A 22302-nucleotide genomic window follows, 5' to 3' on the forward strand; every position below is an offset into this window, starting at 1 on the left:
CATGCCTGGTGTCGCCGGTACGGCTTGCGCGGATGACGGATCGTTCCTCTCGCTGTGGTCCAAGGGATCGGTGCTCTCCATCGGGTCGGTCGGCTCGGTGCTGTCCGTGGGCTCGGTCGGCAGCGCCCTGTCGGTGGCTTCGGTCGGCTCCTGGCTGAGCGTCGGCTCCCTGCTCTCCGCGCAGTCGTCGTGGTCGGTGATGTCGTGGCGTTCGCGCTGCGGGGTCATGGCGGCGGGGGTGGGGGCCGGGGTCGGTCTGGCCCTGGTGACGCTCTCGCGGGGACGCTGAGGTCCCGCCCGTTCCACCGGGATCCCGTTCCACCGGGATCCGGCTCCGCCGAGAACCGCTCGGGGCTGATCCGCGTCCTCGCTGGTGAGCGCGCGTACGGGTACGCGTGACGGACCAGAGTGGAGTGGACGGGCATGGGCATACTCAGCTGGATCATCCTCGGGCTGCTGGCGGGCGGCATCGCCAAGGTCCTGCTGCCCGGCCGGGACCCCGGGGGCCTGATCGGCACCACCCTCATCGGCGTCGCCGGAGCCTTCATCGGCGGCTGGCTCTCGGCGAAGTTCCTGGACCGGCCGATCCAGAACGAGTTCTTCGACCTCGCCACCTGGGGCTCGGCCATCGCCGGCTCCCTGGTGCTGCTGATCGGCTACCGCATCCTGTTCGGCAACTCCCGCGACTGAGGCCGCGCGGCCACACCACTTGGACGACAGGGCCTAGGCTGGGCGCGCACGGCGCGACGCACGAGCTGTGAGGAGCCCAGAGCATCATGAGCATCACCCCCGCCACCCCGGTCGTCCCCGTTGCGACCGCCGACCTGTACGACGAGCACGGCGAGAGCCTCGCGATCTGCGCGACCGGGTTCCGCGGCTTCGGCGGGCGCCGCCTCTTCGCGGGGCCGGTGCGGACCCTGTCCTGCCTGGAGGACAACGCCCTGCTGCGGGAGCTGGTGAACACTCCGGGGGAGGGCGCGGTGCTCGTCGTGGACGGCGGCGGCTCGCTGCGGACCGCGCTGATCGGCGACCTCATCGCCGGGGCCGCCGTCCGCAACGGCTGGGCCGGCCTGATCATCAACGGCGCCGTGCGCGACAGCGTCGCGCTCGGCGGTCTCGACCTCGGCGTCAAGGCCCTGGGCACCACCCCGCGCAAGAGCGCGAAAACCGGCGCGGGCGTCGCCGACGCCCCGGTCACGATCGGCGGCACCGTCTTCCACCCCGGCGACACGGTCTACGCGGACGAGGACGGCGTGGCCGTCCTCCCAGCCGGCTCCTGACCGGATCCTGACCGGCCACGCTCGCGCGCGCCGTCGCGCGCCGGTTCGGGCGTGGGCGAGATCAAGCCAGGGGCCGGGCGGGGGCCCTGGCGGGGGTGGCGCGGGGCCGGTTTCACTGCGGGGCCATGAGACGACACATCATGGGCCTGCTCGGCGCGCTCGCGCTCGCCGCGGGGACGTTGGCCGGGGCGGGACCCGCCGGCGCGGCCGCCTCCGATCAGGGGAGCGCCGTGCGCGGCGGGGCGGAGGTACCGCCGGAGTTCGGGAGCGACTGGCACGACCCGGTCAGCGCGGGGCCGGCGGTGGAGCGGCCCTCGACGCGGGCGTGCGAGGTGGTCCTCGCCGAGGCGCAGTTCCGGGACTTCACCCCGTACCGGGGGAGCTACACCCCGCCCGCCGCGTGCGGCTCCGGCCGCTGGGGCAAGGTCGTGCTGCGGCTCGACGGCAAGGTCAAGGGCCGCCAGTACGACCGCCTCGGCCACCTTTCGCTCGGCGGGGTCGAGATCCTGCGCACCTCCACCCCGCAGCCCTCGCCCGACGGCATCACCTGGTCCGTCGAGAAGGACGTCACCCGCTACCGGGACACGCTCGGCCGGCCCCAGCCCGTCGAGATGCTGATCGGGAACGTCGTCAACGAGACCTACACCGGCGTGATCGACGTCAAGGTCACCCTCACGTTCTACGCCGGGGCCGGCCCCGACACCCCGGACCGCGTCCTGCCGCTCGGTGATCCGGGCGCCGTCACGACTCCCCGCAACAGTGAACGGATCCTCGCCGAGGTCTACGCCACCGGCTCCGGCGGCGGGTGCGAGGAGTACTGGTACATGACCACCCCCGACGCGGCGCCGTACTCCTGCAAGGCCGCCGACGGCCCCTACCGCGAGGTCCGCGTCCTTGTCGACGGACAGCTCGCCGGGATCGCCGCGCCCTTCCCGACCGTGTGGACCGGCGGGTGGTCCAACCCGTTCCTGTGGTACGTGACGCCAGGGCCCCGCGCCTTCGACGTCCAGCCGGTCCTGTACGACCTCACGCCCTACGCCGCGCTCCTCAACGACGGCCGCCCGCACCGGATCGAGGTCTCCGTCGCCGGCGTCCCGGCCGGCCAGAGCGGCTGGAGCACCCCGACGAACCTGCTGCTGTGGCAGGACGAGGGACGCGCCGTCGTCACCGGCGCCCTCACCCGGCACGAGGAGGGCGAACCGGCCAACTCCTCCCGCTGGACCCCCGCCGCCGAGCACCGCCTCGACACCGAGGGCGGCCACCGCCTCACCGTCGCCGGCTACCTCGACACCTCCCACGGCAGGGTCACCACCACCGTCACCCGCGACGTGCGCAACACGTCCGTGCACCGCTGGACCGACGGCGAGAGCCGGGACGCGCTCACCGCGACCTGGACCGACCGGGAGAGCGTGACCCGCGGCGCCACCACCACCCGCACCGAGCGCACGTACACCATGGACGGGGCGACCACCCTCGGCACCGGGGACCGGCTGCGCACCGTCCTCTCGCTCGGCGACCGCGCCGACACCGTCACCCTGCGCGGCGGCCGACCGGTCGACTCCTCCCGGCTCGACGACCGGTACACGGGCGACGCCACCTACACCACGAACGTCCCGCGCGACCAGCGGCACGCGGTCGGCACCACCACCGCGCGCTACCGCCTGTACGGGTCGGAAGTGTCGGGCGGTTGTTACGACCGTACGGTGGGCACCGCACAGGGCGCCGTGACGGTGGACCGCCGCCGCTGCTGACACCGCGGGCGCCTACGATGACCGGCCATGGACACGAGTGAGGCCGGCAGACAGCTGGTCGATGGCCGATTCGAACTGATCAGCCCGCTGGGCGCCGGAGGCATGGGCACGGTGTGGCGCGCCCGCGACATCGCGTTGCACCGCGACGTGGCGTTGAAGGAGGTGCGCCCGCCGGACCCGGCGACCGCCGCCGCGCAGCCCGGGCTGGCCACCCAGCTGCGCGAACGCGCGATCCGCGAGGCCCGGGCGCTGGCCCGGCTCGCGCACCCGCACGTGGTGACGATCCACCACATCGTCGAGCCCGCCGACGGGGTGGAGGGCCACCCGTGGATCGTGATGGAGCTCGTCAAGGGCGGCTCCCTGCACGACCGGCTGGAGTCCGGGCCGATGCCGGTCGCGGACGTGCTGCGGCTCGGGCTCGACGTGCTGTCCGCGCTGCGGGCCGCGCACGCCGAAGGGGTGCTCCACCGCGATGTGAAACCGGCCAATGTGCTGCTGCGGCCCGACGGTTCGGCCGTGCTGACCGACTTCGGCATCGCGGCCCTGCACGGCTCGACCGCGCTCACCTCCACCGGGGTGCTGATCGGCTCGCCCGAGTACATCGCGCCCGAGCGGGTGCGCGGGGAGGAGGGGCTGGCGGCCTCCGACCTGTGGTCCCTCGGCATGCTGATGTACGTGGCTGCCGAAGGGGCGAACCCGATGCGCCGGGCCAGCAGCCTGGCCACCGTGGTCGCCGTGCTCGACGACCCGATCCCCGCGCCCGTGCGGTCCGGCCCGCTGGGGCCCGTACTGGAGCGGCTGCTGGTACGGGACCCTGCCGCGCGGCCCGACGCCGAGGAGCTGGAACTGCTGCTCCGGAATGCGAGCAGTGCTCTTGGCGGGGCGACGCCGGTCACGCCGCCCGTGCTCCTCGGTCAGTACGGGCCGCCGACCCCGCCGCCGTTCAGTGCGCCGACGTTCACCCCGGGCGGCGGATCCCCCTACTCGCCGACCACGCCCGTCGCGGCGCCGCGCACCCCGCGCCGGCGTCCGGCGCTGATGGCGGCCCTGCTGACGGTGGCCATCACCGGCGGCGTGATCGGCATCGTCCAGGCGCTCCCCGACGGCGGCTCCGGTTCGGGCAGCGACGCGAAGGGCTCCACGGCCTCCCACTCGGCCTCCGCTTCCGGCTCCGCTTCCGTCTCCGCTTCGGGCTCGGGTTCGGGCAGCGGCTCCACGCCCGGCCCGAAGGCGAGCGCCTCCGAGGCCGGCTCCGCCACCGTGGCCAAGGGCAGCATGCTCACCCCCGCCAACATCCGTATCGCGCTGGCGGCGTTCAAGGAGAAGACCGGCACCACCACCTTCGTGGACCTGCGGATCTACGACGGGTACGTGCTCGCCTCCATCCCCACCGCGCCCGACGCCAAGACCGTCGACGCGTGGCAGTACCGCGACGGCGCGGCCAAGCGGACCGGCCCCGACGGCACGGTCGACGAGGACGAGCCGCTGATCGACATGTCCAAGGTCAGCTGGGACGCCCTCCCCGAACTGATGGAGCAGTCCAAGAAGGAACTCAAGATGCCGAACCCCACTACGCGGTACGTCATCGTCGAGCCCTGGATGATGGACGAGGTCCCCTGCATGCGGCCCTACCTCAGCGACGAGTACGGCCAGGGCGGCTACGTCCTCGCCGGGATCGACGGCAAGATCAAGAAGGTCGTCGCCTCCTGACGGTTCCCCGGGCATGACATTTGTCCTGCCCGGGTCCGTACACGCGGATCTGATGCGCTGCCCGCCCCGTTCCATAGCGTGGCGGACATGCAGCAGCACACCACGAAGGAACCCGCCCCCGCGGTCCGGTTCCGGCACGCCGCCAAGTCCTTCGGCGCCGTCCGGGCCCTGGCGGGCATCGACCTCGACATCCGGCGCGGCGAGAGCGTCGCCCTGCTCGGCCGCAACGGCGCCGGCAAGTCCACCGCCATCAGCCTGCTCCTCGGCCTGGACCGGCCCGACGCGGGCGACGTCCGCCTCTTCGGGACGGCCCCCGCCGAGGCGGTACGGGCCGGGCGGGTCGGCGCGATGCTCCAGGAGGGACGCGCCGTCCCCCGGATCACCGTCCGCGAACTCCTCGCGTTCGTCGCCCGGACCTACCCGGCCCCGATGTCCGTCGCCGAGGCCCTGGACCTCGCCGGCCTCACCGCCGTCGCCGGCCGCCGCGTCGACCGGCTCTCCGGCGGTCAGGCGCAGCGCGTCCGCTTCGCCGTCGCCCTCGCCGGGAACCCCGAGCTGATCGTGCTCGACGAACCGACCGCCGCCCTCGACGTCGAGGCCCGGCGCGCCTTCTGGCAGTCGATGCGGGCCTACGCCCTGCGCGGCAACACCGTCCTGTTCTCCACGCACTACCTGGAGGAGGCCGACGCCCACGCCGACCGCGTCGTGGTCGTCGACCGCGGCCGGATCGTCGCCGACGGCACCGGGGAGCGGCTCCGCAGCGCCGCCGGGGGAGCCCTGGTCGCCTTCGACCTGGCAGGCCGCCCCTCCGGCGACCTGGCCGGGCTGCCCGGGGTGGTCTCCGTAGAAGTGCGCGGGGACCGTGCGCGGCTGCGGACGCTGGACCCGGACGCCACCGTGGTCGCCCTCGCCGGGCTCGGCGCCGTCCGCGGCCTCCGGGTCACCGAAGCATCGCTCGACGAGGCCTTCCTCGCCCTGACCACCGCCACCGAGGACACCCGATGATCTCCGCCTACGTCCGTCTCGAGGTCCGCCGCGCACTGCGCGACACCGCCTACGTCGTCTTCGGCATCGGCATGCCCGTGCTGATGTACCTGCTCTTCACCAACCTCGGTACCGTCGACGCCGAGTGGCGAACGGCTTCCATGGTCGCGATGGCCGCCTACGGAGCCCTCGGCGCCGCCCTCGGCACCGGTACCGGCGTCGCCGAGGACAAGGGCGTCGGGTGGCTGCGCCAGCTGCGGGTCACCCCGATGACCCCGCGCCAGGTGGTGGCCGGGCGGGCACTGACCGGCTCGATCGTCGTGCTCCCGGCCGTTCTCGCGGTGCTCGCGGCGGGCGCCCTCGTCAACGGGGTCCGGCTCGACGCCTGGCAGTGGGCGGCCGTCGCCCTCGTCCTGTGGATCGGCGCGTTCCCCTTCACCCTGCTCGGCCTCGGCAACGGCTACCGCCTCACCGCGCAGTCGACCGGCCTGGTCAACGTCGGGTGCAGCCTGGCGCTCTCCGTCGTAGGCGGCCTCTGGTTCCCCGTCGAGCTGTTCCCGCACTGGCTGCGCTCGCTGTCCGGCTTCACCCCCGGCCACCGGTTCGCCGAGGTCGGCCGGTCCCTCGCGACCGGCGCGGCCCCCGGCCTCACGGCGGTGGCCGTGCTCGCCGCATGGGCCCTGCTGTTCGGTGCGTACGCGGTCCTCTCGTACCGTCGGTCCGCGGAGACGGTGTAAGCCATGGGTACGGAACGGGGAACACGCATGTTCGGGGCGAGCGGACGGAAGGCGGCGCGCCGCGAGGAGGACTGCCGCGACGGCGGTACGGGCCCGATCGGCACGCCCAGGGGCTTCGCCCTGCTGCCCTGGCTGCTTCTGGGCATGGGGGCGATCTCCAACGTCGTCAAGGGTGAGACCCCCAACCCCTGGATCGGCGTCGCCGGGCTGCTCGCCTTCAACTCCCTCTACGTCACCCTGGTGTTCCGGGCCTTCGACCGCAGGGCCCGCGAATCCGCCGCCACCCGCTGGTGCCTGGTCGCGCTGGGCCTGGTCACCTTCGCGCTCGCCGTGGCGTACGGGGGCAACTGGCTGCTCTTCTTCCCGCTCGTGGGACTCGCCACCGGCGCCGTGGTCCGGGGTCGGCGCCTCGGCCCCGCGCTGTTCGTGGTCACGGCGACGGCCACGGCGGTCGCCGTGTACCAGGAGGGCTGGGACGCGGTCGGGGTGGTGTACGGGACGCTGGTGTCCGGCACGGTCACCGCGGCCATCCTGGCGCTCTCCGAGACCGTGAAGGAACTCCGCGACACCCGGCAGGAGTTGGCGCGCGCCGCGGTGGACCAGGAGCGGCTGCGCTTCTCCCGCGACCTGCACGACCTGCTGGGCCACACCCTGTCGGTGATCGTGGTGAAGTCGGAGGCGGCCCGCCGGGTCGCGCCCCGCGACATGGACGCGGCCCTCGCCCAGGTCCGCGACATCGAGTCGGTCGGCCGTCAGGCGCTGACCGAGATACGGGAGGCCGTCACCGGCTACCGGGAGGCCAGTCTGGCCGCCGAACTCGACCGGGCCCGGGGCGCGTTGACGGCGGCGGGCATCGAGCCCGTGGTACGGCAGTCCGGACCCCCGCTGCCCCCGCAGGCGGCGGCGCTGCTGGGCTGGGTGGTCCGCGAGTCCGCCACCAACGTGATCCGGCACAGCGGCGCGGCCCTGTGCGAGATAGAGGTGCGGAGCTCCGCCGAGCGGGTCCACCTGGTGATCACCGACGACGGGGGCGGCGTAGGCTCGACCCCGCCGGGCAGTGGCCTGACCGGCCTCACCGAACGCCTCGCGGCGGCCGGTGGAACCCTGGACAGCGGCCCGGCCCCCGGCCGCGGTTTCCGGGTCACCGCCGAACTCCCGGTGGAGCCGGCGGACCGGGGCGAGGAGAGTCGATGATCAGGGTCCTGCTGGCGGAGGACCAGGGCATGATGCGCGGCGCCCTGGCCCTGCTGCTCGGGCTGGAGGAGGACATCGAGGTCGTGGCGCAGGTCGCCGCCGGGGACGAGATCGTGCCCGCCGCCCTGGAGGCCCGGCCCGACGTGGCGCTCCTGGACATCGAACTCCCCGGCCGCAGCGGCCTCGACGCCGCCGCCGACCTGCGTTCCCGGTGCCCCGACTGCCGGGTGCTGATCCTGACCACCTTCGGCCGGCCCGGCTACCTGCGCCGGGCCATGGAGGCCGGGGCCGCCGGGTTCCTGGTCAAGGACGGCCCGGTGGAGGAACTCGCCGCCGCGATACGGCGGGTGCTGGCGGGGGAGACGGTGATCGACCCCGCACTCGCGGCCGCCGCGCTCAGTGCCGGACCGAACCCGCTGACCGCGCGGGAGCGGGACGTGCTGAACGCCGCGGTGGACGGGGCGACCGTGGCCGACATCGCGGCGAAGGTGTTCCTGTCCGAGTCGACGGTACGCAACTACCTGTCCTCGGCGATCGGCAAGACGGGCACCCGCAACCGCATGGAAGCGGTCCGCGCGGCCCGTCGCCAAGGATGGCTCTAGTACGGGCCGTTGACGTTGTCGATCGAGCCGTAGCGGGCGGCCGCGTAGTTGCAGGCGGCGGTGATGTTCGCGACCGGGTCGTACGAGTCCGTGGAGGTGCCGGGCACGTGGTAGGCCCGGAACGTCGGGTCGATGACCTGGAGCAGGCCCTTGGAGGGGATGCCGGCGGCGGCGTTGGAGTCCCAGTTGTTGATGGCCAGCGGGTTGCCCGAGGACTCGCGCATCACGTTGCGGTGGATCCCGTTGTAGCTGCCGGGGATCCCGTGCTTGGCCATGACGTCCAGCGACTGGCGGATCCACCCGTCGAGATTGTTCGCGTAGGTGGTGGCGGCGGCGGGCTTGGCCGCCGTCGCGGTGGCCCGCGCGGCGGCGGCCTTGGCCGCCGTGCCGAGCTTCAGTTTGAGGCCGGGCTGAATGATCGACGGGTTGCTGCCGATGGAGCTCCGGTTGGCCTCGTAAAGTGCCTGCCAGCCGCCGCTTACGGAATGCTCGACCGCGATCTTGGAAAGGGTGTCGCCGCCGATCACGGAATAGGTGAGGGGCGCGGCGGCCTTTTCCGCGGTGGGCGCGACCGCGGGTGCGGACGCGGGCGTGACCGCGGTCACGGAGGCGATCTTGGCGGGCTGCGTGACGGCCGCCCCGGCGGTGGTCGTGCTGATCAGCGGGAGGGCGAGGGCCGCGCCGCCCGTGCCGGCGAATGCCAGCCTGCGGGCGATCGGGTGCTGCTTCGGCCGACGGTGCTTAGCCTTTGCGGGCATGGCGGAATTCCTCACGTGGGGGGTACGGGAGACTCCGGGCGGCGGCCGGATTCGGCAGGGGGCCACCGGGAATGATGGTGACCGTAGGCCTTTCCTCCGGGCGGGAACAAGACTGGAATTTCCCCCGGAGATCGACTTCCCGGAATAGGTCCGTCAAATGACCATGAAGGCACCTTCGCCGGAAGCTCAAATCTCTTTCCGGGATAAGGGAATGGGTCGTTTCGGGAAAATGATGTTGGCGCGTTCCGCGTGACTCACATCACGGTTTAAGGGTGCGAGGGATGAATTCGGACAAGTCGCCCTTCCCTGGTGCCGATTCGGGCGACTCGCCTGATAGTGGCGAATCGCCCACTAGCGGGCGAAGCGGCCGGGAGTCGTGCCCACGAGCCGTTTGAAATGCCGGCTCAGGTGCGACTGGTCGTAGAAGCCGGCCGCGACCGCCACCTCCCCGGGCGGCTGCCCGCCCAGCAGGCTCGCGGCCTCGTCCAGGGTCACCCCCTGGTGCAGCCGTTCGTCGAGGAGTTCCCGCAGGCGGTGCGCCACACCGCGATCCGGCCGCTGCGGGCGCGTGACCAGCCGGGGCCGCAGGTGGGTGTGCAGCCGTTCCCGGATCAGGGCGAGGCGGCTCTGCGCCTCCAGCTCGTCGCCCCGGTCCGCGAGCGCGGTGTGCAGCCGGGCCACGCGTCGGCGCAGGAGGGGATCGACGAGATCGGGCCCGTCCACCGCCGCGCCGATGAGGCCCTCGTCCAGCTGGGTCAGGTCCAGGTAGAGGACCCGCTTGCGAAAGCCGTGGGAGGTCGCGGGCGAGCCGTTGTGCGCCACCTGTGGCGGGAGCAGGGACACGGTGTCGCCCGGAGTGCCGCGCTCGTGCCGGTCCAGGTCGTAGCGGACCGCCCCGTCGTCGACGATGAGCAGCGTCCACACGTCGTGGACGTGCATCGGGTACGCGTGCTCGGTGAAGCGGGCATGGAAGACCTCCACCACCCCCGGGACGTGCGGGCGCCACGCGGAAACCCGCTGCCCGTCCGTCCGACCCGCCACCATGCAAGGAACGTACAAGACCGCCCGGCGCGGGGTTCGGCAGTCTCGGATCATGAACACCGACACCGACACCGACACCGACACCAAGACCGACACCGGCAGCGGAACCGCTCCGGTACGTTTCGACACCAAGATCGCCGTACTGCTGCGCGAGGACCTGGAGACCTGGCAGCGCCTGAACGTGACCGCGTTCCTGGTCAGCGGCCTCGGCTCGGAGCGGCCCGAGGTGATCGGCGAACCGTACGCGGACGCCGACGGCACCCCGTACCTGCCGATGTTCCGCCAGCCCGTCCTCGTCTTCGAGGGCACGAAGGAGACGCTGGCCGCCGCGCACGGCCGCGCCCTGTCCCGGTCGCTTCCCCTCGCGGTGTTCACGTCCGGCCTCTTCGCCACCGGCAACGACCGGGACAACCGCGCGGCGGTGCGGGCGGTGGGGAGGGAGCGGCTGGATCTGGTGGGCATCGCCGTCCACGGGCCGCGCAACGCGGTCGACAAGGTGCTCAAGGGCGCCCGGATGCACCCCTGACCCCGGCCGGGGCCCCTGGGTCAGAGCCGGCCGTCCAGCACGCGCAGGGCTTCCGCCGTCGCCGCGTCGCTCGCCGGGAGCAGCGGAAGGCGGACGTGCGCCGTCGGGATGCGGCCCCGCGCGTGCAGGACCGCCTTGATCACCGTCGGGTTGGGCTCCGCGAAGGCCGCCGCCGACAGGCGCGCCAGCGCGTGGCCCAGCGCCCGCGCCCGGGGGACGTCGCCCGCCGCCCAGGCCTGTCCGAGCTCCACGAAGCGGGCCGTCGCCAGGTGCGCCGAGGCCAGGATCCCGCCCGTGGCACCGAGGGCGAGCATCGGCGAGACGTACGCGTCGTCGCCCGCCAGCACCTGGAACCCGTCCGGCAGTTCGCCCAGCAGCGCCACCGTGTCCTGGTCGATGCCCCCGGCCGCGTACTTGACCCCGGCCACCCCCGGCAGCGCCCCCAGCGCCCGCAGTTGCGCCGCGTCCAGCGGCTGCCCGGTCCGGTACGGGATGTGGTAGACGACCAGCGGTACGGGGCTCACCTCGACCAGCCGGGCGAAGTGCGCGAGCGCCCCCGCCGCCGAAGGCCGTACGAAGGCCGGCACCGTCACCAGCGCGGCCCGCGCCGTCGGCCACCGCTCCAGCCGGGTGAGCGAGGCCTCGGCGGCCCGCGTGCCGCTCGCCCCGGCGCCCACCGTCAGCAGCGCGCCGCGCTCCCGGCAGACCCGGGCGCAGACGTCCGTGACGAGGTCCCGCTCGCCCTCGTCGAGCGAGGCCGTCTCGGCGGTCGTGCCGAGCGCCACGATCCCGGTCGCGCCCGCGTCCAGCACCTCGTGGGCGAGGGCCTCCAGGGCGTCGGCGGCGATGTCCCCGGCCGCCGTGAACGGGGTGATGAGCGGTACGTGGATCCCGTGCAGGGAGAGCCGTGTGTCCTGTCGCGTTTCCATGCCGTCGAGCCTCGCCCACCCGAAGCGTCGAATCCAGTTCGCGTTTCTTACCCGAACCGTAAGCTGAGCCGATGCTCGACGTCCGGCGCCTGCGCCTGCTCCGCGAACTCGCCCGCCGCGGCACCATCGCCGCCGTGGCCGAGGCCCTCGCCTTCAGCCCTTCGGCCGTGTCCCAGCAGCTCGGGGTCCTCGAACGGGAAGCCGGCCTGCCGCTGCTGGAGCGCACCGGCCGCCGGGTCCGGCTGACCCCCGCCGGGGAGGGCCTCGTCCGGCACGCCGAGGCCGTCCTGGAGCGGCTGGAGCAGGCCGAGGCCGATCTCGCCGAAGCGCGCAGCGGCCTCGCCGGCGCCCTGCGCATCGGCTCCTTCCCCACCGCCACCCGGGCCATCGTCCCGGCAGCCCTGGTGAACCTCGCCCGCCGCCACCCGGGACTGGAGCCGATGGTGTCCGAGACCGACCCGGCGGCCGTCGCGCACGCGCTGCGGGCCGGCGACCTGGACGTGGCCCTGGTCCACGAGTACGACTTCGTCCCGGCACCGCAGGAGCCCGGCCTGACCACCGAGCCGCTGTACGGGGAGGCGATGTACTTGGCGGCCCCGGCGGCCCCGGCGGCTCCCGCGGCCTCGCCGGCCCCGCTGGGAACGCCGGCCTCGCCGGGAACGCCGGGTGCGCCGGACGGGGCGGGCTCCGGCCAGCGCGCGGTTCTCCGTACGCACGCGCAGGCACCCTGGATCATGGCCACTCCCGGCACGCTCTGCCACGCCATGACCGTACGGGCCTGCCAGGCGGCCGGATTCACCCCCCGCGTCCGCCATCAGGTCGACGAGTTCGCCACCGTCCTCGCCCTGGTCGCGGCCGGCCAGGGAGTGGCCGTCGTACCGCAGCTCGGCATCACCGGAGCCGACCACGGCGTCGGCCTCACCCGGCTGCTGATGGAACGCCGGACCATGCTCGCCTACCGCAGCGGAGCCGCCGCGCACCCCGCCGTGACCGCCTTCGGCGCGGCGCTGCGGACCGCCGTACCTCCGGAACTGGCCACTCCGCGCGCCGAAGCGTGACACAACTCCCGCACCGCGCCCCGCCCGTGTACGTTCGATGATCCAGACGGATCCGATCAGAGCGGGGTATGACGTGACACATCGCGTACGTGGGGTCATCGCACGGAGCAAGGGCGCACCGGTGGAGACGACGACGATCCTCGTGCCCGACCCCGGCCCCGGCGAGGCGCTCGTGCGGGTCCAGGCCTGCGGGGTCTGCCACACCGACCTGCACTACCGCGAGGGCGGCATCAACGACGAGTTCCCCTTCCTCCTCGGCCACGAGGCGGCCGGAATCGTCGAATCGGTCGGTCCGGACGTCACCTCCGTCGCGCCCGGGGACTTCGTCGTCCTCAACTGGCGCGCGGTGTGCGGCACCTGCCGGGCCTGCAAGCGCGGCCGCCCCTGGTACTGCTTCAACACCCACAACGCCACCCAGCCCATGACCCTGGAGGACGGCACCCCGCTCTCCCCGGCGCTCGGCATCGGCGCCTTCGCCGAGAAGACGCTGGTCGCCGCCGGCCAGTGCACCAAGGTGGACCCGGCCGCCTCCCCGGCCGCCGCCGGACTCCTCGGCTGCGGCGTGATGGCCGGCCTCGGTGCCGCCCTGAACACCGGCAACGTCGGACGCGGGGACTCCGTCGCCGTCATCGGCTGCGGGGGAGTGGGCAACGCGGCCATCGCCGGAGCCCGGCTGGCGGGCGCCTCGCGGATCATCGCCGTCGACCTGGACGACCGCAAGCTGGAGTGGGCCCGGGGCCTCGGCGCCACCCACACCGTCAACGGCCGCACCGAGGACGTCGTCAAGGCCATCCAGGCGCTGACCGGCGGAAACGGCGCGGACGTCGTCATCGAGGCCGTCGGCCGCCCGGAGACCTACCAGCAGGCCTTCTACGCGCGGGACCTGGCGGGCACGGTGGTCCTGGTCGGCGTCCCGACCCCGCAGATGAAGCTCGAACTCCCGCTCCTCGACGTCTTCGGCCGGGGCGGCGCCCTCAAGTCCTCCTGGTACGGGGACTGCCTGCCCGAGCGGGACTTCCCGCTGCTGATCGACCTGTACCTGCAGGGCCGCCTCGACCTCGACGCGTTCGTCTCCGAGACGATCCGGCTCGACGGGGTAGAGGAGGCCTTCGCCCGGATGGAACGCGGCGAGGTGCTCCGCTCGGTCGTCGAGTTCTGACCCCGCCGTCATCACCCGGACCGGGCGGCCCCGCCTCCGGCCGCCCGGTCCGGGCGTCTGACCCAGACTCCCGCACACCCCACCACCGCACCCAGGGAACCCCCGTGACCTCCGATCGCAGCTACCGTCAGCCCGGTGTCGTCCTGACCGACCACCGGTTCACCGTCCCGCTGGACCACGCCCACCCGGAGGGCGAGTCCATCGAGTTGTACGCCCGTGAAGTCGTCGCCACCGGCAAGGACCCCGAGACCCTGCCCTGGCTGCTGTACCTGGAAGGCGGCCCCGGCTTCGGCGCCCGCCGGTTCGTCGGGCGGCAGGCCTGGCTGGAGCGGGCCCTGCGCGAGTACCGGGTGCTCCTCCTCGACCAGCGCGGAACCGGCCGCTCCACCCCGGTGTCCCGGCAGACCCTGCCCCTGCGCGGCACCCCCGAGCGGCAGGCCGCGTACCTCGCCCACTTCCGCACCGACTCGATCGTGCGCGACTGCGAGGCCATCCGCCCCCGCTTTACCGGCGGCGCGCCCTGGACCGTGCTCGGCCAGAGCTTCGGCGGCTTCTGCACCACGAACTACCTCTCCACCGCCCCCGAGGGCCTGACCGCGGCCCTGATCACCGGCGGCCTGCCGTCGCTCGACGCCACCGCCGACGAGGTGTACCGGGCGGCGTACCCCCGGATCGAGCGCAAGAACCTCGCCCACTACGCCCGTTACCCGATGGACGTCGAACGCGCCCGCCGGATCGCCGCCCACCTCGCCGAGAGCCCGGCGGAACTCCCCGGCGGCCACCGCCTCACCGTCGAGGCCTTCCAGTCCCTCGGCATCCTCCTCGGCACCGGCGACGGCAGCCACCAGCTGCACTACCTCCTGGAGGACGCCTTCGTACCGACCCCGGCCGGGTCCGCCCTCTCCGACGCCTTCCTGGAGGGCGTGCGCGCGCAGCTCTCCTTCGCCGGGCACCCGCTGTACGCGCTGATCCACGAATCGATCTACGCCCAGGACCCGGCCGTGCCCACCGGCTGGGCCGCCGAGCGGGTGCGCCCCGAACACCCCCGCTTCGACGCCGCCAAGGCCCTGGCGGGCGACGAGCCGCTCCTGTTCACCGGCGAGACCGTGCACCCCTGGCACTTCACCACCGACCCGGCGCTCGCCCCGCTGCGCGAGACCGCCGAACTGCTGGCCGCCCGTACCGGCTGGGAGCCCCTCTACGACCCGGACCGCCTCGCCGCCAACGAGGTCCCGGTCGCCGCCGCCGTCTACCACGACGACATGTACGTGGACACCGTGCACTCGCTGCGCACCGCCCGCGCGATCCGGGGCCTGCGGACCTGGGTGACGGACGAGTTCGAACACGACGGCGTCCGCGCCGGCGGTACGCGCGTACTGGACCGACTGCTGGCCCTGGCCCGCGACGAGGCCTAGGTAGTTTGACGACACGACCTGGCGCGCCCGCTACGGGCGGGCGTACGAGCCGATGCCGACCAGGCAGTACACGTACTCGTTGACGGGGATCCCGTTGCGGGTGTAGCGGTACGAGAACGCGTACTGGGTCTTGGGGTTGTCGTTGCAGCGGTTGAGGTCGGAGGTCAGCGGGATGCTCTGGATCACCTTGTAGTGCGCGTCGGAGGCCGAGCAGGAGACCTCGCTCACGCCGGTGACGGTCTGCGCGGTCGTCGAGTCCGGCAGCCTTCCGTTGAGGCACGTGCCCCGGTCGAACGGGCTGGGGGCGGCCTCGGAGGGTGAGGCGGCGGGCGGCGCGGCGGCCTCGGTCGAGGGATCGGCGGGGGTGGTCGGGGCGGCCGACTGCGGCGGGGCCGGGGCGGACGAAGGCGGCGTGTACGAGGGCGTGTCGGAGGGGCTGGGCGCCGGGCTGCCGGAGGCGGTGGTGTCGTCGTCGTTCCCGCCGTTCAGCAGGACCAGGCCGACGATCACGGCGGCGACCACGGCGACCGCCACCAGGCACCCCCGCGCGCCTGGTGTGCCCTTCGCCCCCGGGGTGCCCGCCGCCGCGGGGTGTTGCCCCGGGACCGGGACCGGGACCGGGATCGGGATCGGGGCCGTGGTCGGGCCCGCGACCGGGCCTGCGCCCGCGGCCACCCGGATGCGCAGCAGCACATCGGTGTCGCCGAGCCGGGCCCGGACCAGTGCGCCGTCCTGGGTGGACGGGATTCTGAGCCGGGCCGTGCCGGTCCCGCTCGGCAGCGGCACGGTGAGGATCACGCCGTGCGCCGCCTGTTGCGGGGTGAGCGTTATGGGGATCTCTTGCGAGGACACCGGTTGCTCCCAGAGGTCATGGTGGTGGTGAACCTGGTGGTGACGAACCCTCACGGATTGTGCCCGCTGCACGCTGGGTGACGCAGGCGTTCCGCCGCTCCAGGTAGTGCACGAGTGCCTCACGGGCGTCCGGAACGAACTCCTCCGTCAACTCCCGTGCGGCGCCCGCCTCGTACGTCTCTCCCACCTCGACGGCGCCGCCCACCATCCAGTTCAGCCGCCCCGGGAAGCGGGACACGCCCTCCGGGCGCCGGTGCAGGAGGATCCGGCCGTCGGCGTCGCGGCAGACAACCGTCGCGACGCGGTGCGGCCAGCCCCGGCGTATCGCCTCGGCCCGCTCCACCACCGCCACCACGTTGTCCCGCCCATCGACCCGCTCGACCAGTTCGCCCATGAGACCGACGATGACAGACGGGTCTGACAACGGGCCTACGCCGGCTCGACGAACGCCCGCGTCAGGTGCGCCGTCGCCAGCAGCGCCCCGCGTTCCACCGCCCGCGCCAGCAGCTCCTCCCGCGAGGCCCGCGCCACGGCCCGGTCGCGTTCGTGGGAGTACGCGACGGCCGGACTGCCCAACTGCACGGCATGCACCAGCACATCACCGGTGACCAGCACGTCCCGCGCCCCGCCCGGCTGCTCCACCAGCACCGACTGGTGCCCCGGCGTGTGTCCCGGCGTCGGCAGCAGGGTCAGACCCGGGGCGAGCCGGTGCCGGCCGTCCACCTCGTGCAGCTGCCCGGCGGCGCGCAGCGGGGCCACCGCCCAGTCCCAGACCGGGTCCGCCCGGTCCAGCGCCTCGACCTCCGCCCGCTGTACGAGGTACCGCGCCGCAGGGAAGTACGGCTCGCCGGATTCCCCCAGCGTCCAGCCCGTATGGTCCTCGTGCAGATGCGTCAGCACCACAGCGGAGACGTCGGCCACGGCGATCCCCGCCTCGGCCAGGGCCGCCGGGAGCCGCCCCGGCACCGGGGCCCAGCCGGCCGCCGGGCCGTGCGCCGGGCCGACCCCCGCGTCGACCAGGACCCAGCTCCCGCAGGGCCGGGCGATCGCGAAGCACCGGAAGTCCAGCCGCCAGGACCCGTCCGGGCCGGCCGCGCCGGGGTCGAGGCGGGCGGCCCGCGCCCAGTCCCGCGTACGGGCGCCCGGGAAGGCGACGGCGGCCGCTTCGAAGAAGGTCCCGGTGGCGTCGAGGAGCGCAACCACCTGCCCGTACCTGTCCATTCGCCTATTGTGCGCGGTATGACGAACGAAGTGGATCAGCCCGCGCCCCTGGAGCCCATGCCCACCGACTGGGAGCGCGCCCTGGCCGTGGTCGCCCACCCCGACGACCTCGAGTACGGCTGCGCGGCGGCCATCGCGGACTGGACGGACGGCGGCCGGGAGGTCGTGTACCTCCTCGCCACGCGCGGCGAGGCCGGCATCGACACCATCGCCCCCGAGGAGTGCGGCCCGCTGCGCGAGGCCGAGCAGCGGGCCAGCGCGGCCGTCGTGGGGGTCTCGGAGGTGGAGTTCCTCGACCACCGCGACGGTGTCATCGAGTACGGCCTCGGACTGCGCCGGGACATCGCGGCGGCCATCCGCAGGCACCGCCCCGAGCTGGTGATCACCCTCAACCACCGCGACACCTGGGGCGGTCAGGGCGGCGGGGGCTACTGGAACACCCCCGACCACCAGGCCGTCGGCCGGGCCACGCTGGACGCGGCCGGCGACGCCGGGAACCGGTGGATCTTCCCCGAACTCATCGCCGAGCAGGGCCTGGAGCCGTGGAACGGGGTGCGCTGGGTCGCGGTGGCCGGCTCCGCAACGCCGACGCACGCGGCCGATGCCGGGCCGGGGCTGGAGCGCTCGGTGAAGTCCCTGATGGAGCACAAGGCGTACATCGAGGTCCTCACCGACCAGGACCCGGAGGAGTACTGCCGCACCTTCCTCACGGGCAACGCGCGGCAGGCGGCGGCCCGCTTCGGCGGCAAGCCGGCGGTTGCGTTCGAGGTCTTCCCGCGCTGAGCGGCACCCCGTAAGGTCTGACGACTTGTCAGACCATCGGGGAGGGGCGGTTCGGAATTGATCGACACCGTGTCCACGGAGATCGCGGAAGGTGAGGAACGGATCCGCCTGGAGGTCGCGGACGGGATCGCGGTCCTCACCCTCTGCCGCCCGGACAAGCTCAACGGCTGGAGCTGGGAGTCCACCCGCCAGCTGGGCCTGCTGGCGGACCGGATCCGCTTCGACCCGGACGTACGGGTGGTCCTGCTGCGGGCGGAGGGGCGGGCCTTCTGCGCGGGCATCGACGTCACCGCCCCGGGCGGCGCGATCACCGGGGCCTCGGCCGCCGAGCGCACCCGCAACTACTACGAGGGCATCCGCTGGGTCCACGAACGCTTCGCGGTGCTCTCCCGGCTTCCGCAGCCGGTGGTGGCGGCGGTGCAGGGCTACTGCCTGGGCTTCGGCTTCGAACTGGCGCTGATGGCGGACGTCCGGGTGGCGGCGCAGGACGCGGTGTTCGCGCTGCCGGAGGCCCGGCTGGGGGTGGCGGTGGACGCGGGCGGCGACCTGCGCGTGGCCCGCGAGGCGGGGGCGGGCTGGGCGAAGCTCCTGGCCCTGACGGGTCGGCGCATCGACGCGGCGACGGCGGAGCGGCTGAGGCTCGTGCAGCTGGTGGTGCAGGTGGGGGAGCTGGAGGGGGTGGCCCGGGGGGTGGTGGCGGAGATCGCCGCAAACGCCCCGCTGGCGGTGCAGGGCATCAAGCGCGGCATCGACGCCTATGCCGACGCGGCGCTGCCGGCCGCGCTGGACCGCGTCGCGATGACGGCGGCCCTGACGCTGACGTCGGAAGACTCCCGCGAAGGCTACGCCGCCCAGGCGGCCCGCACCCCGCCCCACTTCAGGGGCGCCTGACCCCGCCCGGCGGCCGGGCCGGCCGGGCGTAGCGGCGTTCGGGCTGAAGCCCCTGGGGCTCCGCCCCAGACCCCGCGCCTCAAACGCCGGCGAGGCTGAACTGCCCCGCCCCCGGCAACGGTGCCGCACCGGGCCCGGTTCCGGTGGCCGGACCGCCGGGTCGGCTCAGCCGCGGCGGCGGCTCGGCGGCGGCTCGGCGGGGTCCTCCGGGGGATCCGGCAGGGCCAGGCACAACGCGTCCAGCGCCGCCGCGAACGCGTGGTCCGGCGGGGTGCCGTAGCCGATGACCAGGCCGTCGCGCGCGGTCATGGGACTGTCCGGGTGGAGGTAGGGTCGCAGGCCGTCCAGGGACAGGCCCTGCCGCCGGGCCGCGCGCAGGGCGGCCTCCTCCGTGTCCGGCGGCAGCTCCAGCACCGCGTGCAGCCCGGCCGCGACCCCGCTGACCCGGACGTGCGGCGCCTGCGCCGCGAGCCGCGCCGCCAGCAGGTCACGCCGCCGCCGGTAGATCCCCCGCATCCGCCGCAGGTGGCGGTCGTAGCCGCCCGAGGCGATGAACTCGGCCAGGGTCAGCTGGTCCGTCACCCCCGACCACAACTCGCGCTGCCCCTTGAGCGCCAGCACCCCGTCCACCAGCCGCCCCGGCAGCACCATCCAGCCCAGCCGCAGCGCGGGCGACAGGCTCTTGCTCACCGAGCCGATGTACACGATCCGGTCAGGGTCGAGGCCCTGGACCGCGCCGACCGGCTGGCGGTCGTAGCGGAACTCCCCGTCGTAGTCGTCCTCGACCACCACGCCACCCGTCGCCCGCGCCCAGTCCACCACGGCCGCCCGCCGCTCGGGGTGCAACGGCCCGCCGGTGGGGAACTGGTGCGCCGGCGTCAGCAGCACGGCGCGGGCGCCCGTCCCCGGGAGTTCCTCCACGCACGCACCCCGGTCGTCCACCGTCAGCGGCACCGTCGTGCGCCCCGCCCCTTCCAGTACGTCCCGGTGGAAGGACAGGCCGTACGACTCGACCGCGATCGAGCCCGTCAGTACCCTCCCGAGCAGTCCCAGCCCGTGCGCGAACCCGGAGCACAGCACGATCCGGTCCGCGGAGGTCCGTACGCCCCGCACCCGCGCCAGGTACTCCGTCAGCGTGCGCCGCAGTTCGATCCGGCCGCGCGGGTCGCCGACCCCGAAGGCGTCGTGCGGGGCGGCGGCCAGGGCCCTGCGGGCCGAGGCGATCCAGGCGGTGCGGGGGAAGGCGGAGGCGTCGGGCGAGCTGGGCATCAGGTCGTGGACGGTACGCCGCGGGGTGGGCCGGGCCGGGCCGCGCGCCATGTCGCCCCGCAGCGGCGTCGCACGGCGGGCGACCCGGGTCCCGGAGCCCTGGCGGGCCGAAAGCCAGCCCTCCTCGACCAGCTCCGCGTAAGCGCCCGCGACGGTGTTGCGGGCGATCCCGAGGTCGACGGCGAGGGTCCGGTAGGGCGGCAGCCGGGTGCCCGGTGCGAGCCGGCCCGATTCGATGGCCTCGCGCAGGGCGCGCATCAGCCGGTTGCGCAGACTGCCCTCGCCGGTCAGCTCCAGGTGCAGGTCACTGCCGCCGGAGGGCTCTTCGGAGGTTTCCCCGCACGGCTCTTCGCACGGCTCTTCGGAACCGGAATTGACCCATGATCTCTGCATGGGAATGAACCCTACCCGGGGCCAATCGGGCTCGTAGGTTCTTCACATGACCACTTTTCAGGTTCCTGAGCGCATGAACTTCTCCGCCGTCGCCCCCAAGATCTTCAAGGCCGTGCTGGCCCTCGACGGCGCCGCCCGCAAGGGCGTCGACCCCGTCCTCCTGGAGCTGGTCCAGATCCGCGCCTCGCAGATCAACCACTGCGCCTACTGCATCGACTACCACGCCGGCGACGCCCGCAGGGGCGGCGAGTCCGAGGAGCGGATCCACCAGCTCAGCGCGTGGCGGGAGTCGAGCCTGTTCACCGTCGTGGAGCGCGCGGCCCTCGCCCTGACCGAGGCCGTCACCCTCCTGCCGGAGGGCGTCCCGGACTCCGTCTACGACGAGGCCGCCCGGCACTTCGCCGAGGAGGAGCTGGCCCACCTCATCGCGGTCGTCTTCACCACCAACGTGTGGAACCGGATGAACGCCACCACCCGCAAGACCCCCGGCACCCCCGCGTAGCGCCCCCGGACCGGACCGCCGACGAAGGAAGCACCGTGCCCACGCTTGCACCCGTACCGCACGCTCCCCGGAAAGACCGGAACGAGCCGTCCGCCGTCCGCGGCTGGCTCGCCGTCCTGGCCGTGACCCTCGGCATCTTCTCGCTGATGACCTCCGAACTGCTGCCCGTGGGCCTGCTCACCCCGGTCGGCGCCGCCCTCCACGTGTCCGAGGGCACCGCGGCCCTCATGGTCACCGTCCCCGGCCTCGTCGCCGCGGTCTCCGCGCCGCTGGTCACCGTCGCCACCGGGAGGTTCGACCGCCGCCTCGTCCTCGCCGTGCTGATCGCCATCGTGGGCCTGGCGAACCTCGCCTCCGCCTTCGCGACCGGCTTCGCCGTCGTCCTCGCCGCCCGGTTCCTGATCGGCATCAGCGTCGGCGGCTTCTGGTCCGTCGCCGGCGGTATCGCCCTGCGCCTCGTACCCGAACGGCACGTCACCCGGGCCACCGCCGTCATCTTCGGCGGCGTCGAGACCGCGTCCGTACTCGGTGTGCCCGCCGGCACGTTCATCGGCGACCTCTCCGGGTGGCGCACCGCGTTCGCCGCCGTCGGCGGGCTCGGCCTGGTCGCCCTCACCGCCATGCTGTTCCTGATGCCGAAGGTCCCCGCCGGGCGCACCCTCACCTTCGGTGACCTGCCCAAGGTGTGGAAGGGGAGCGCCGGCGTCCGTATCGGCATCGCGATGACCTTCCTCGTCATCACCGGTCACTTCCTCGCCTACACGTTCGTCCGACCGATCCTCCAGGAAGACGGCGTGGGCCACGGCATGACAGGTGTGCTGCTGATGGTCTTCGGGGTCGCCGGGATCGCCGGCAACTTCATCGCCGGCGCCCTCGTCGCCAAGCGGCTGCGGCAGACCGTCGCCGGAATCGCGGTGCTCCTCGCGGCGGCGATGCCGCTCCTCGCCCTGGTGGGCGACACGACCCCGACGGCCGCGATCGTCCTGGTCCTGTGGGGCCTGGGCTACGGAGCCGTCCCGGTGGCCTTCCAGACCTGGATCCTCGATGCCGCCCCCGGGGCGACCGAGGCGGCGTCCTCCCTCTTCGTCTGCGCCTTCAACCTCTCCATCGCCCTCGGCGCCCTCTTCGGCGGCTTCGCGGTGGACGGCCTGGCGACCGTCAGCGTCCTGTACATCGGAGCCGCTCTGGCCCTTCTCACCCTGCTGCTGGTCGCCCGTCGCGGCGCCGCCCCCGCCCGCGCGTGAGGT

At 73.7% G+C, this 22302-nt stretch carries 24 protein-coding genes; 17 read left to right on the top strand and 7 right to left on the bottom strand.

Going from position 1 to position 22302, the window contains the following annotated elements; translation table 11 throughout:
• The first annotated feature begins 1 nt into the window (after position 1).
• From OG982_RS28890 to OG982_RS28930, 9 genes are all read left to right on the top strand, one after another.
• On the top strand, positions 2-289 hold the full coding sequence (locus OG982_RS28890) for a hypothetical protein (RefSeq protein WP_266949730.1): 288 nt from the start codon (positions 2-4) through the stop codon (positions 287-289).
• A gap of 134 nt (positions 290-423) precedes the next feature.
• Positions 424-690 (top strand): GlsB/YeaQ/YmgE family stress response membrane protein, encoded by a 267-nt coding sequence (locus OG982_RS28895; RefSeq protein WP_266781788.1) that lies wholly within the window; start codon positions 424-426, stop codon positions 688-690.
• An 86-nt stretch (positions 691-776) separates the two neighbouring features.
• On the top strand, positions 777-1280 hold the full coding sequence (gene rraA / locus OG982_RS28900) for a ribonuclease E activity regulator RraA (RefSeq protein ID WP_266781786.1): 504 nt from the start codon (positions 777-779) through the stop codon (positions 1278-1280).
• A gap of 125 nt (positions 1281-1405) precedes the next feature.
• Positions 1406-3031, top strand: a complete 1626-nt coding sequence (locus OG982_RS28905; RefSeq protein WP_266949731.1) for a peptide-N4-asparagine amidase — start codon at positions 1406-1408, stop codon at positions 3029-3031.
• Positions 3032-3058: 27 nt separating this feature from the next.
• Positions 3059-4741 (top strand): serine/threonine-protein kinase, encoded by a 1683-nt coding sequence (locus tag OG982_RS28910; RefSeq protein ID WP_266949733.1) that lies wholly within the window; start codon positions 3059-3061, stop codon positions 4739-4741.
• Positions 4742-4828: 87 nt separating this feature from the next.
• Entirely contained in the window at positions 4829-5746 is a 918-nt protein-coding gene (locus tag OG982_RS28915) for an ABC transporter ATP-binding protein (protein ID WP_266781780.1), read from the top strand.
• On the top strand, positions 5746-6462 hold the full coding sequence (locus OG982_RS28920) for an ABC transporter permease (protein WP_266791643.1): 717 nt from the start codon (positions 5746-5748) through the stop codon (positions 6460-6462). Before OG982_RS28915 ends, OG982_RS28920 begins: the two co-directional genes overlap by 1 nt.
• Before the next feature lie 27 nt (positions 6463-6489).
• Positions 6490-7656: a sensor histidine kinase gene (locus tag OG982_RS28925; protein WP_266781778.1), complete on the top strand. Its 1167-nt coding sequence runs from the start codon at positions 6490-6492 to the stop codon at positions 7654-7656.
• Entirely contained in the window at positions 7653-8258 is a 606-nt protein-coding gene (locus tag OG982_RS28930; protein ID WP_266781776.1) for a response regulator transcription factor, read from the top strand. Before OG982_RS28925 ends, OG982_RS28930 begins: the two co-directional genes overlap by 4 nt.
• Here OG982_RS28930 and OG982_RS28935 read toward each other — a convergent pair.
• Positions 8255-9016 (bottom strand): transglycosylase SLT domain-containing protein, encoded by a 762-nt coding sequence (locus OG982_RS28935; RefSeq protein WP_266949734.1) that lies wholly within the window; start codon positions 9014-9016, stop codon positions 8255-8257. The genes OG982_RS28930 and OG982_RS28935 overlap by 4 nt on opposite strands.
• A gap of 351 nt (positions 9017-9367) precedes the next feature.
• Entirely contained in the window at positions 9368-10060 is a 693-nt protein-coding gene (locus OG982_RS28940) for an AraC family transcriptional regulator (RefSeq protein ID WP_266949736.1), read from the bottom strand.
• Positions 10061-10109: 49 nt separating this feature from the next.
• On the opposite strand from OG982_RS28940, the gene OG982_RS28945 reads away from it, so the two are divergent.
• Positions 10110-10583, top strand: a complete 474-nt coding sequence (locus OG982_RS28945) for a DUF2000 domain-containing protein (RefSeq protein WP_266949737.1) — start codon at positions 10110-10112, stop codon at positions 10581-10583.
• A gap of 20 nt (positions 10584-10603) precedes the next feature.
• On the opposite strand, the gene OG982_RS28950 is transcribed toward OG982_RS28945, so the two are convergent.
• Positions 10604-11512, bottom strand: a complete 909-nt coding sequence (locus tag OG982_RS28950) for a dihydrodipicolinate synthase family protein (RefSeq protein ID WP_266949739.1) — start codon at positions 11510-11512, stop codon at positions 10604-10606.
• 71 nt (positions 11513-11583) lie between these two features.
• Between OG982_RS28950 and OG982_RS28955 the strand changes: the two genes are divergently transcribed.
• The 3 genes from OG982_RS28955 (at position 11584) to OG982_RS28965 (ending at position 15144) form a co-directional block, all read left to right on the top strand.
• On the top strand, positions 11584-12570 hold the full coding sequence (locus OG982_RS28955) for a LysR substrate-binding domain-containing protein (RefSeq protein ID WP_266949740.1): 987 nt from the start codon (positions 11584-11586) through the stop codon (positions 12568-12570).
• A 73-nt stretch (positions 12571-12643) separates the two neighbouring features.
• Positions 12644-13729, top strand: coding sequence for an S-(hydroxymethyl)mycothiol dehydrogenase (locus OG982_RS28960; protein WP_266781767.1), 1086 nt, complete (start codon positions 12644-12646; stop codon positions 13727-13729).
• A gap of 104 nt (positions 13730-13833) precedes the next feature.
• Positions 13834-15144, top strand: coding sequence for an alpha/beta fold hydrolase (locus OG982_RS28965; RefSeq protein ID WP_266781766.1), 1311 nt, complete (start codon positions 13834-13836; stop codon positions 15142-15144).
• Positions 15145-15174: 30 nt separating this feature from the next.
• On the opposite strand, the gene OG982_RS28970 is transcribed toward OG982_RS28965, so the two are convergent.
• Genes OG982_RS28970 through OG982_RS28980 form a run of 3 tightly spaced genes read right to left on the bottom strand, consistent with a single transcriptional unit; the run spans position 15175 to position 17217 of the window.
• On the bottom strand, positions 15175-15996 hold the full coding sequence (locus tag OG982_RS28970) for a hypothetical protein (RefSeq protein WP_266949742.1): 822 nt from the start codon (positions 15994-15996) through the stop codon (positions 15175-15177).
• Positions 15997-16012: 16 nt separating this feature from the next.
• Complete coding sequence (locus tag OG982_RS28975) at positions 16013-16390, bottom strand: NUDIX domain-containing protein (protein WP_266781762.1); 378 nt, start codon at positions 16388-16390, stop codon at positions 16013-16015.
• A gap of 35 nt (positions 16391-16425) precedes the next feature.
• The gene (locus tag OG982_RS28980) at positions 16426-17217 is read right to left on the bottom strand and encodes an MBL fold metallo-hydrolase (RefSeq protein ID WP_266949743.1); all 792 of its coding nucleotides are present in this window, start codon (positions 17215-17217) and stop codon (positions 16426-16428) included.
• A gap of 18 nt (positions 17218-17235) precedes the next feature.
• Here OG982_RS28980 and OG982_RS28985 point away from each other — a divergent pair, with 18 nt between their 5' ends.
• Both OG982_RS28985 and OG982_RS28990 read left to right on the top strand, forming a co-directional pair.
• A complete protein-coding gene (locus OG982_RS28985; RefSeq protein WP_266781758.1) occupies positions 17236-18000 on the top strand; it encodes a PIG-L deacetylase family protein in 765 nt (254 codons plus the stop codon).
• Positions 18001-18057: 57 nt separating this feature from the next.
• A complete protein-coding gene (locus OG982_RS28990) occupies positions 18058-18891 on the top strand; it encodes an enoyl-CoA hydratase/isomerase family protein (RefSeq protein ID WP_266781756.1) in 834 nt (277 codons plus the stop codon).
• Positions 18892-19056: 165 nt separating this feature from the next.
• Here OG982_RS28990 and OG982_RS28995 read toward each other — a convergent pair whose 3' ends face one another.
• Entirely contained in the window at positions 19057-20553 is a 1497-nt protein-coding gene (locus OG982_RS28995) for a PLP-dependent aminotransferase family protein (RefSeq protein WP_266949744.1), read from the bottom strand.
• A 46-nt stretch (positions 20554-20599) separates the two neighbouring features.
• Here OG982_RS28995 and OG982_RS29000 point away from each other — a divergent pair, with 46 nt between their 5' ends.
• Positions 20600-21055, top strand: coding sequence for a carboxymuconolactone decarboxylase family protein (locus OG982_RS29000; protein WP_266781752.1), 456 nt, complete (start codon positions 20600-20602; stop codon positions 21053-21055).
• A gap of 35 nt (positions 21056-21090) precedes the next feature.
• The gene (locus tag OG982_RS29005) at positions 21091-22299 is read left to right on the top strand and encodes an MFS transporter (protein ID WP_266949745.1); all 1209 of its coding nucleotides are present in this window, start codon (positions 21091-21093) and stop codon (positions 22297-22299) included.
• The last annotated feature ends 3 nt before the right edge of the window (positions 22300-22302 follow it).

The organism is Streptomyces sp. NBC_01551 (assembly GCF_026339935.1).
GTDB lineage: Bacteria > Actinomycetota > Actinomycetes > Streptomycetales > Streptomycetaceae > Streptomyces.

Coding starts and splice junctions, on each gene's coding strand:
- OG982_RS28890 (WP_266949730.1), top strand. CDS start 2: ATGCCTGGTGTCGCCGGTACGGCTTGCGCGGATGACGGATCGTTCCTC.
- OG982_RS28895 (WP_266781788.1), top strand. CDS start 424: ATGGGCATACTCAGCTGGATCATCCTCGGGCTGCTGGCGGGCGGCATC.
- rraA (WP_266781786.1), top strand. CDS start 777: ATGAGCATCACCCCCGCCACCCCGGTCGTCCCCGTTGCGACCGCCGAC.
- OG982_RS28905 (WP_266949731.1), top strand. CDS start 1,406: ATGAGACGACACATCATGGGCCTGCTCGGCGCGCTCGCGCTCGCCGCG.
- OG982_RS28910 (WP_266949733.1), top strand. CDS start 3,059: ATGGACACGAGTGAGGCCGGCAGACAGCTGGTCGATGGCCGATTCGAA.
- OG982_RS28915 (WP_266781780.1), top strand. CDS start 4,829: ATGCAGCAGCACACCACGAAGGAACCCGCCCCCGCGGTCCGGTTCCGG.
- OG982_RS28925 (WP_266781778.1), top strand. CDS start 6,490: ATGTTCGGGGCGAGCGGACGGAAGGCGGCGCGCCGCGAGGAGGACTGC.
- OG982_RS28930 (WP_266781776.1), top strand. CDS start 7,653: ATGATCAGGGTCCTGCTGGCGGAGGACCAGGGCATGATGCGCGGCGCC.
- OG982_RS28935 (WP_266949734.1), bottom strand. CDS start 9,016: ATGCCCGCAAAGGCTAAGCACCGTCGGCCGAAGCAGCACCCGATCGCC.
- OG982_RS28940 (WP_266949736.1), bottom strand. CDS start 10,060: ATGGTGGCGGGTCGGACGGACGGGCAGCGGGTTTCCGCGTGGCGCCCG.
- OG982_RS28945 (WP_266949737.1), top strand. CDS start 10,110: ATGAACACCGACACCGACACCGACACCGACACCAAGACCGACACCGGC.
- OG982_RS28950 (WP_266949739.1), bottom strand. CDS start 11,512: ATGGAAACGCGACAGGACACACGGCTCTCCCTGCACGGGATCCACGTA.
- OG982_RS28955 (WP_266949740.1), top strand. CDS start 11,584: ATGCTCGACGTCCGGCGCCTGCGCCTGCTCCGCGAACTCGCCCGCCGC.
- OG982_RS28975 (WP_266781762.1), bottom strand. CDS start 16,390: ATGGGCGAACTGGTCGAGCGGGTCGATGGGCGGGACAACGTGGTGGCG.
- OG982_RS28980 (WP_266949743.1), bottom strand. CDS start 17,217: ATGGACAGGTACGGGCAGGTGGTTGCGCTCCTCGACGCCACCGGGACC.
- OG982_RS28985 (WP_266781758.1), top strand. CDS start 17,236: ATGACGAACGAAGTGGATCAGCCCGCGCCCCTGGAGCCCATGCCCACC.
- OG982_RS28995 (WP_266949744.1), bottom strand. CDS start 20,553: ATGCAGAGATCATGGGTCAATTCCGGTTCCGAAGAGCCGTGCGAAGAG.
- OG982_RS29000 (WP_266781752.1), top strand. CDS start 20,600: ATGACCACTTTTCAGGTTCCTGAGCGCATGAACTTCTCCGCCGTCGCC.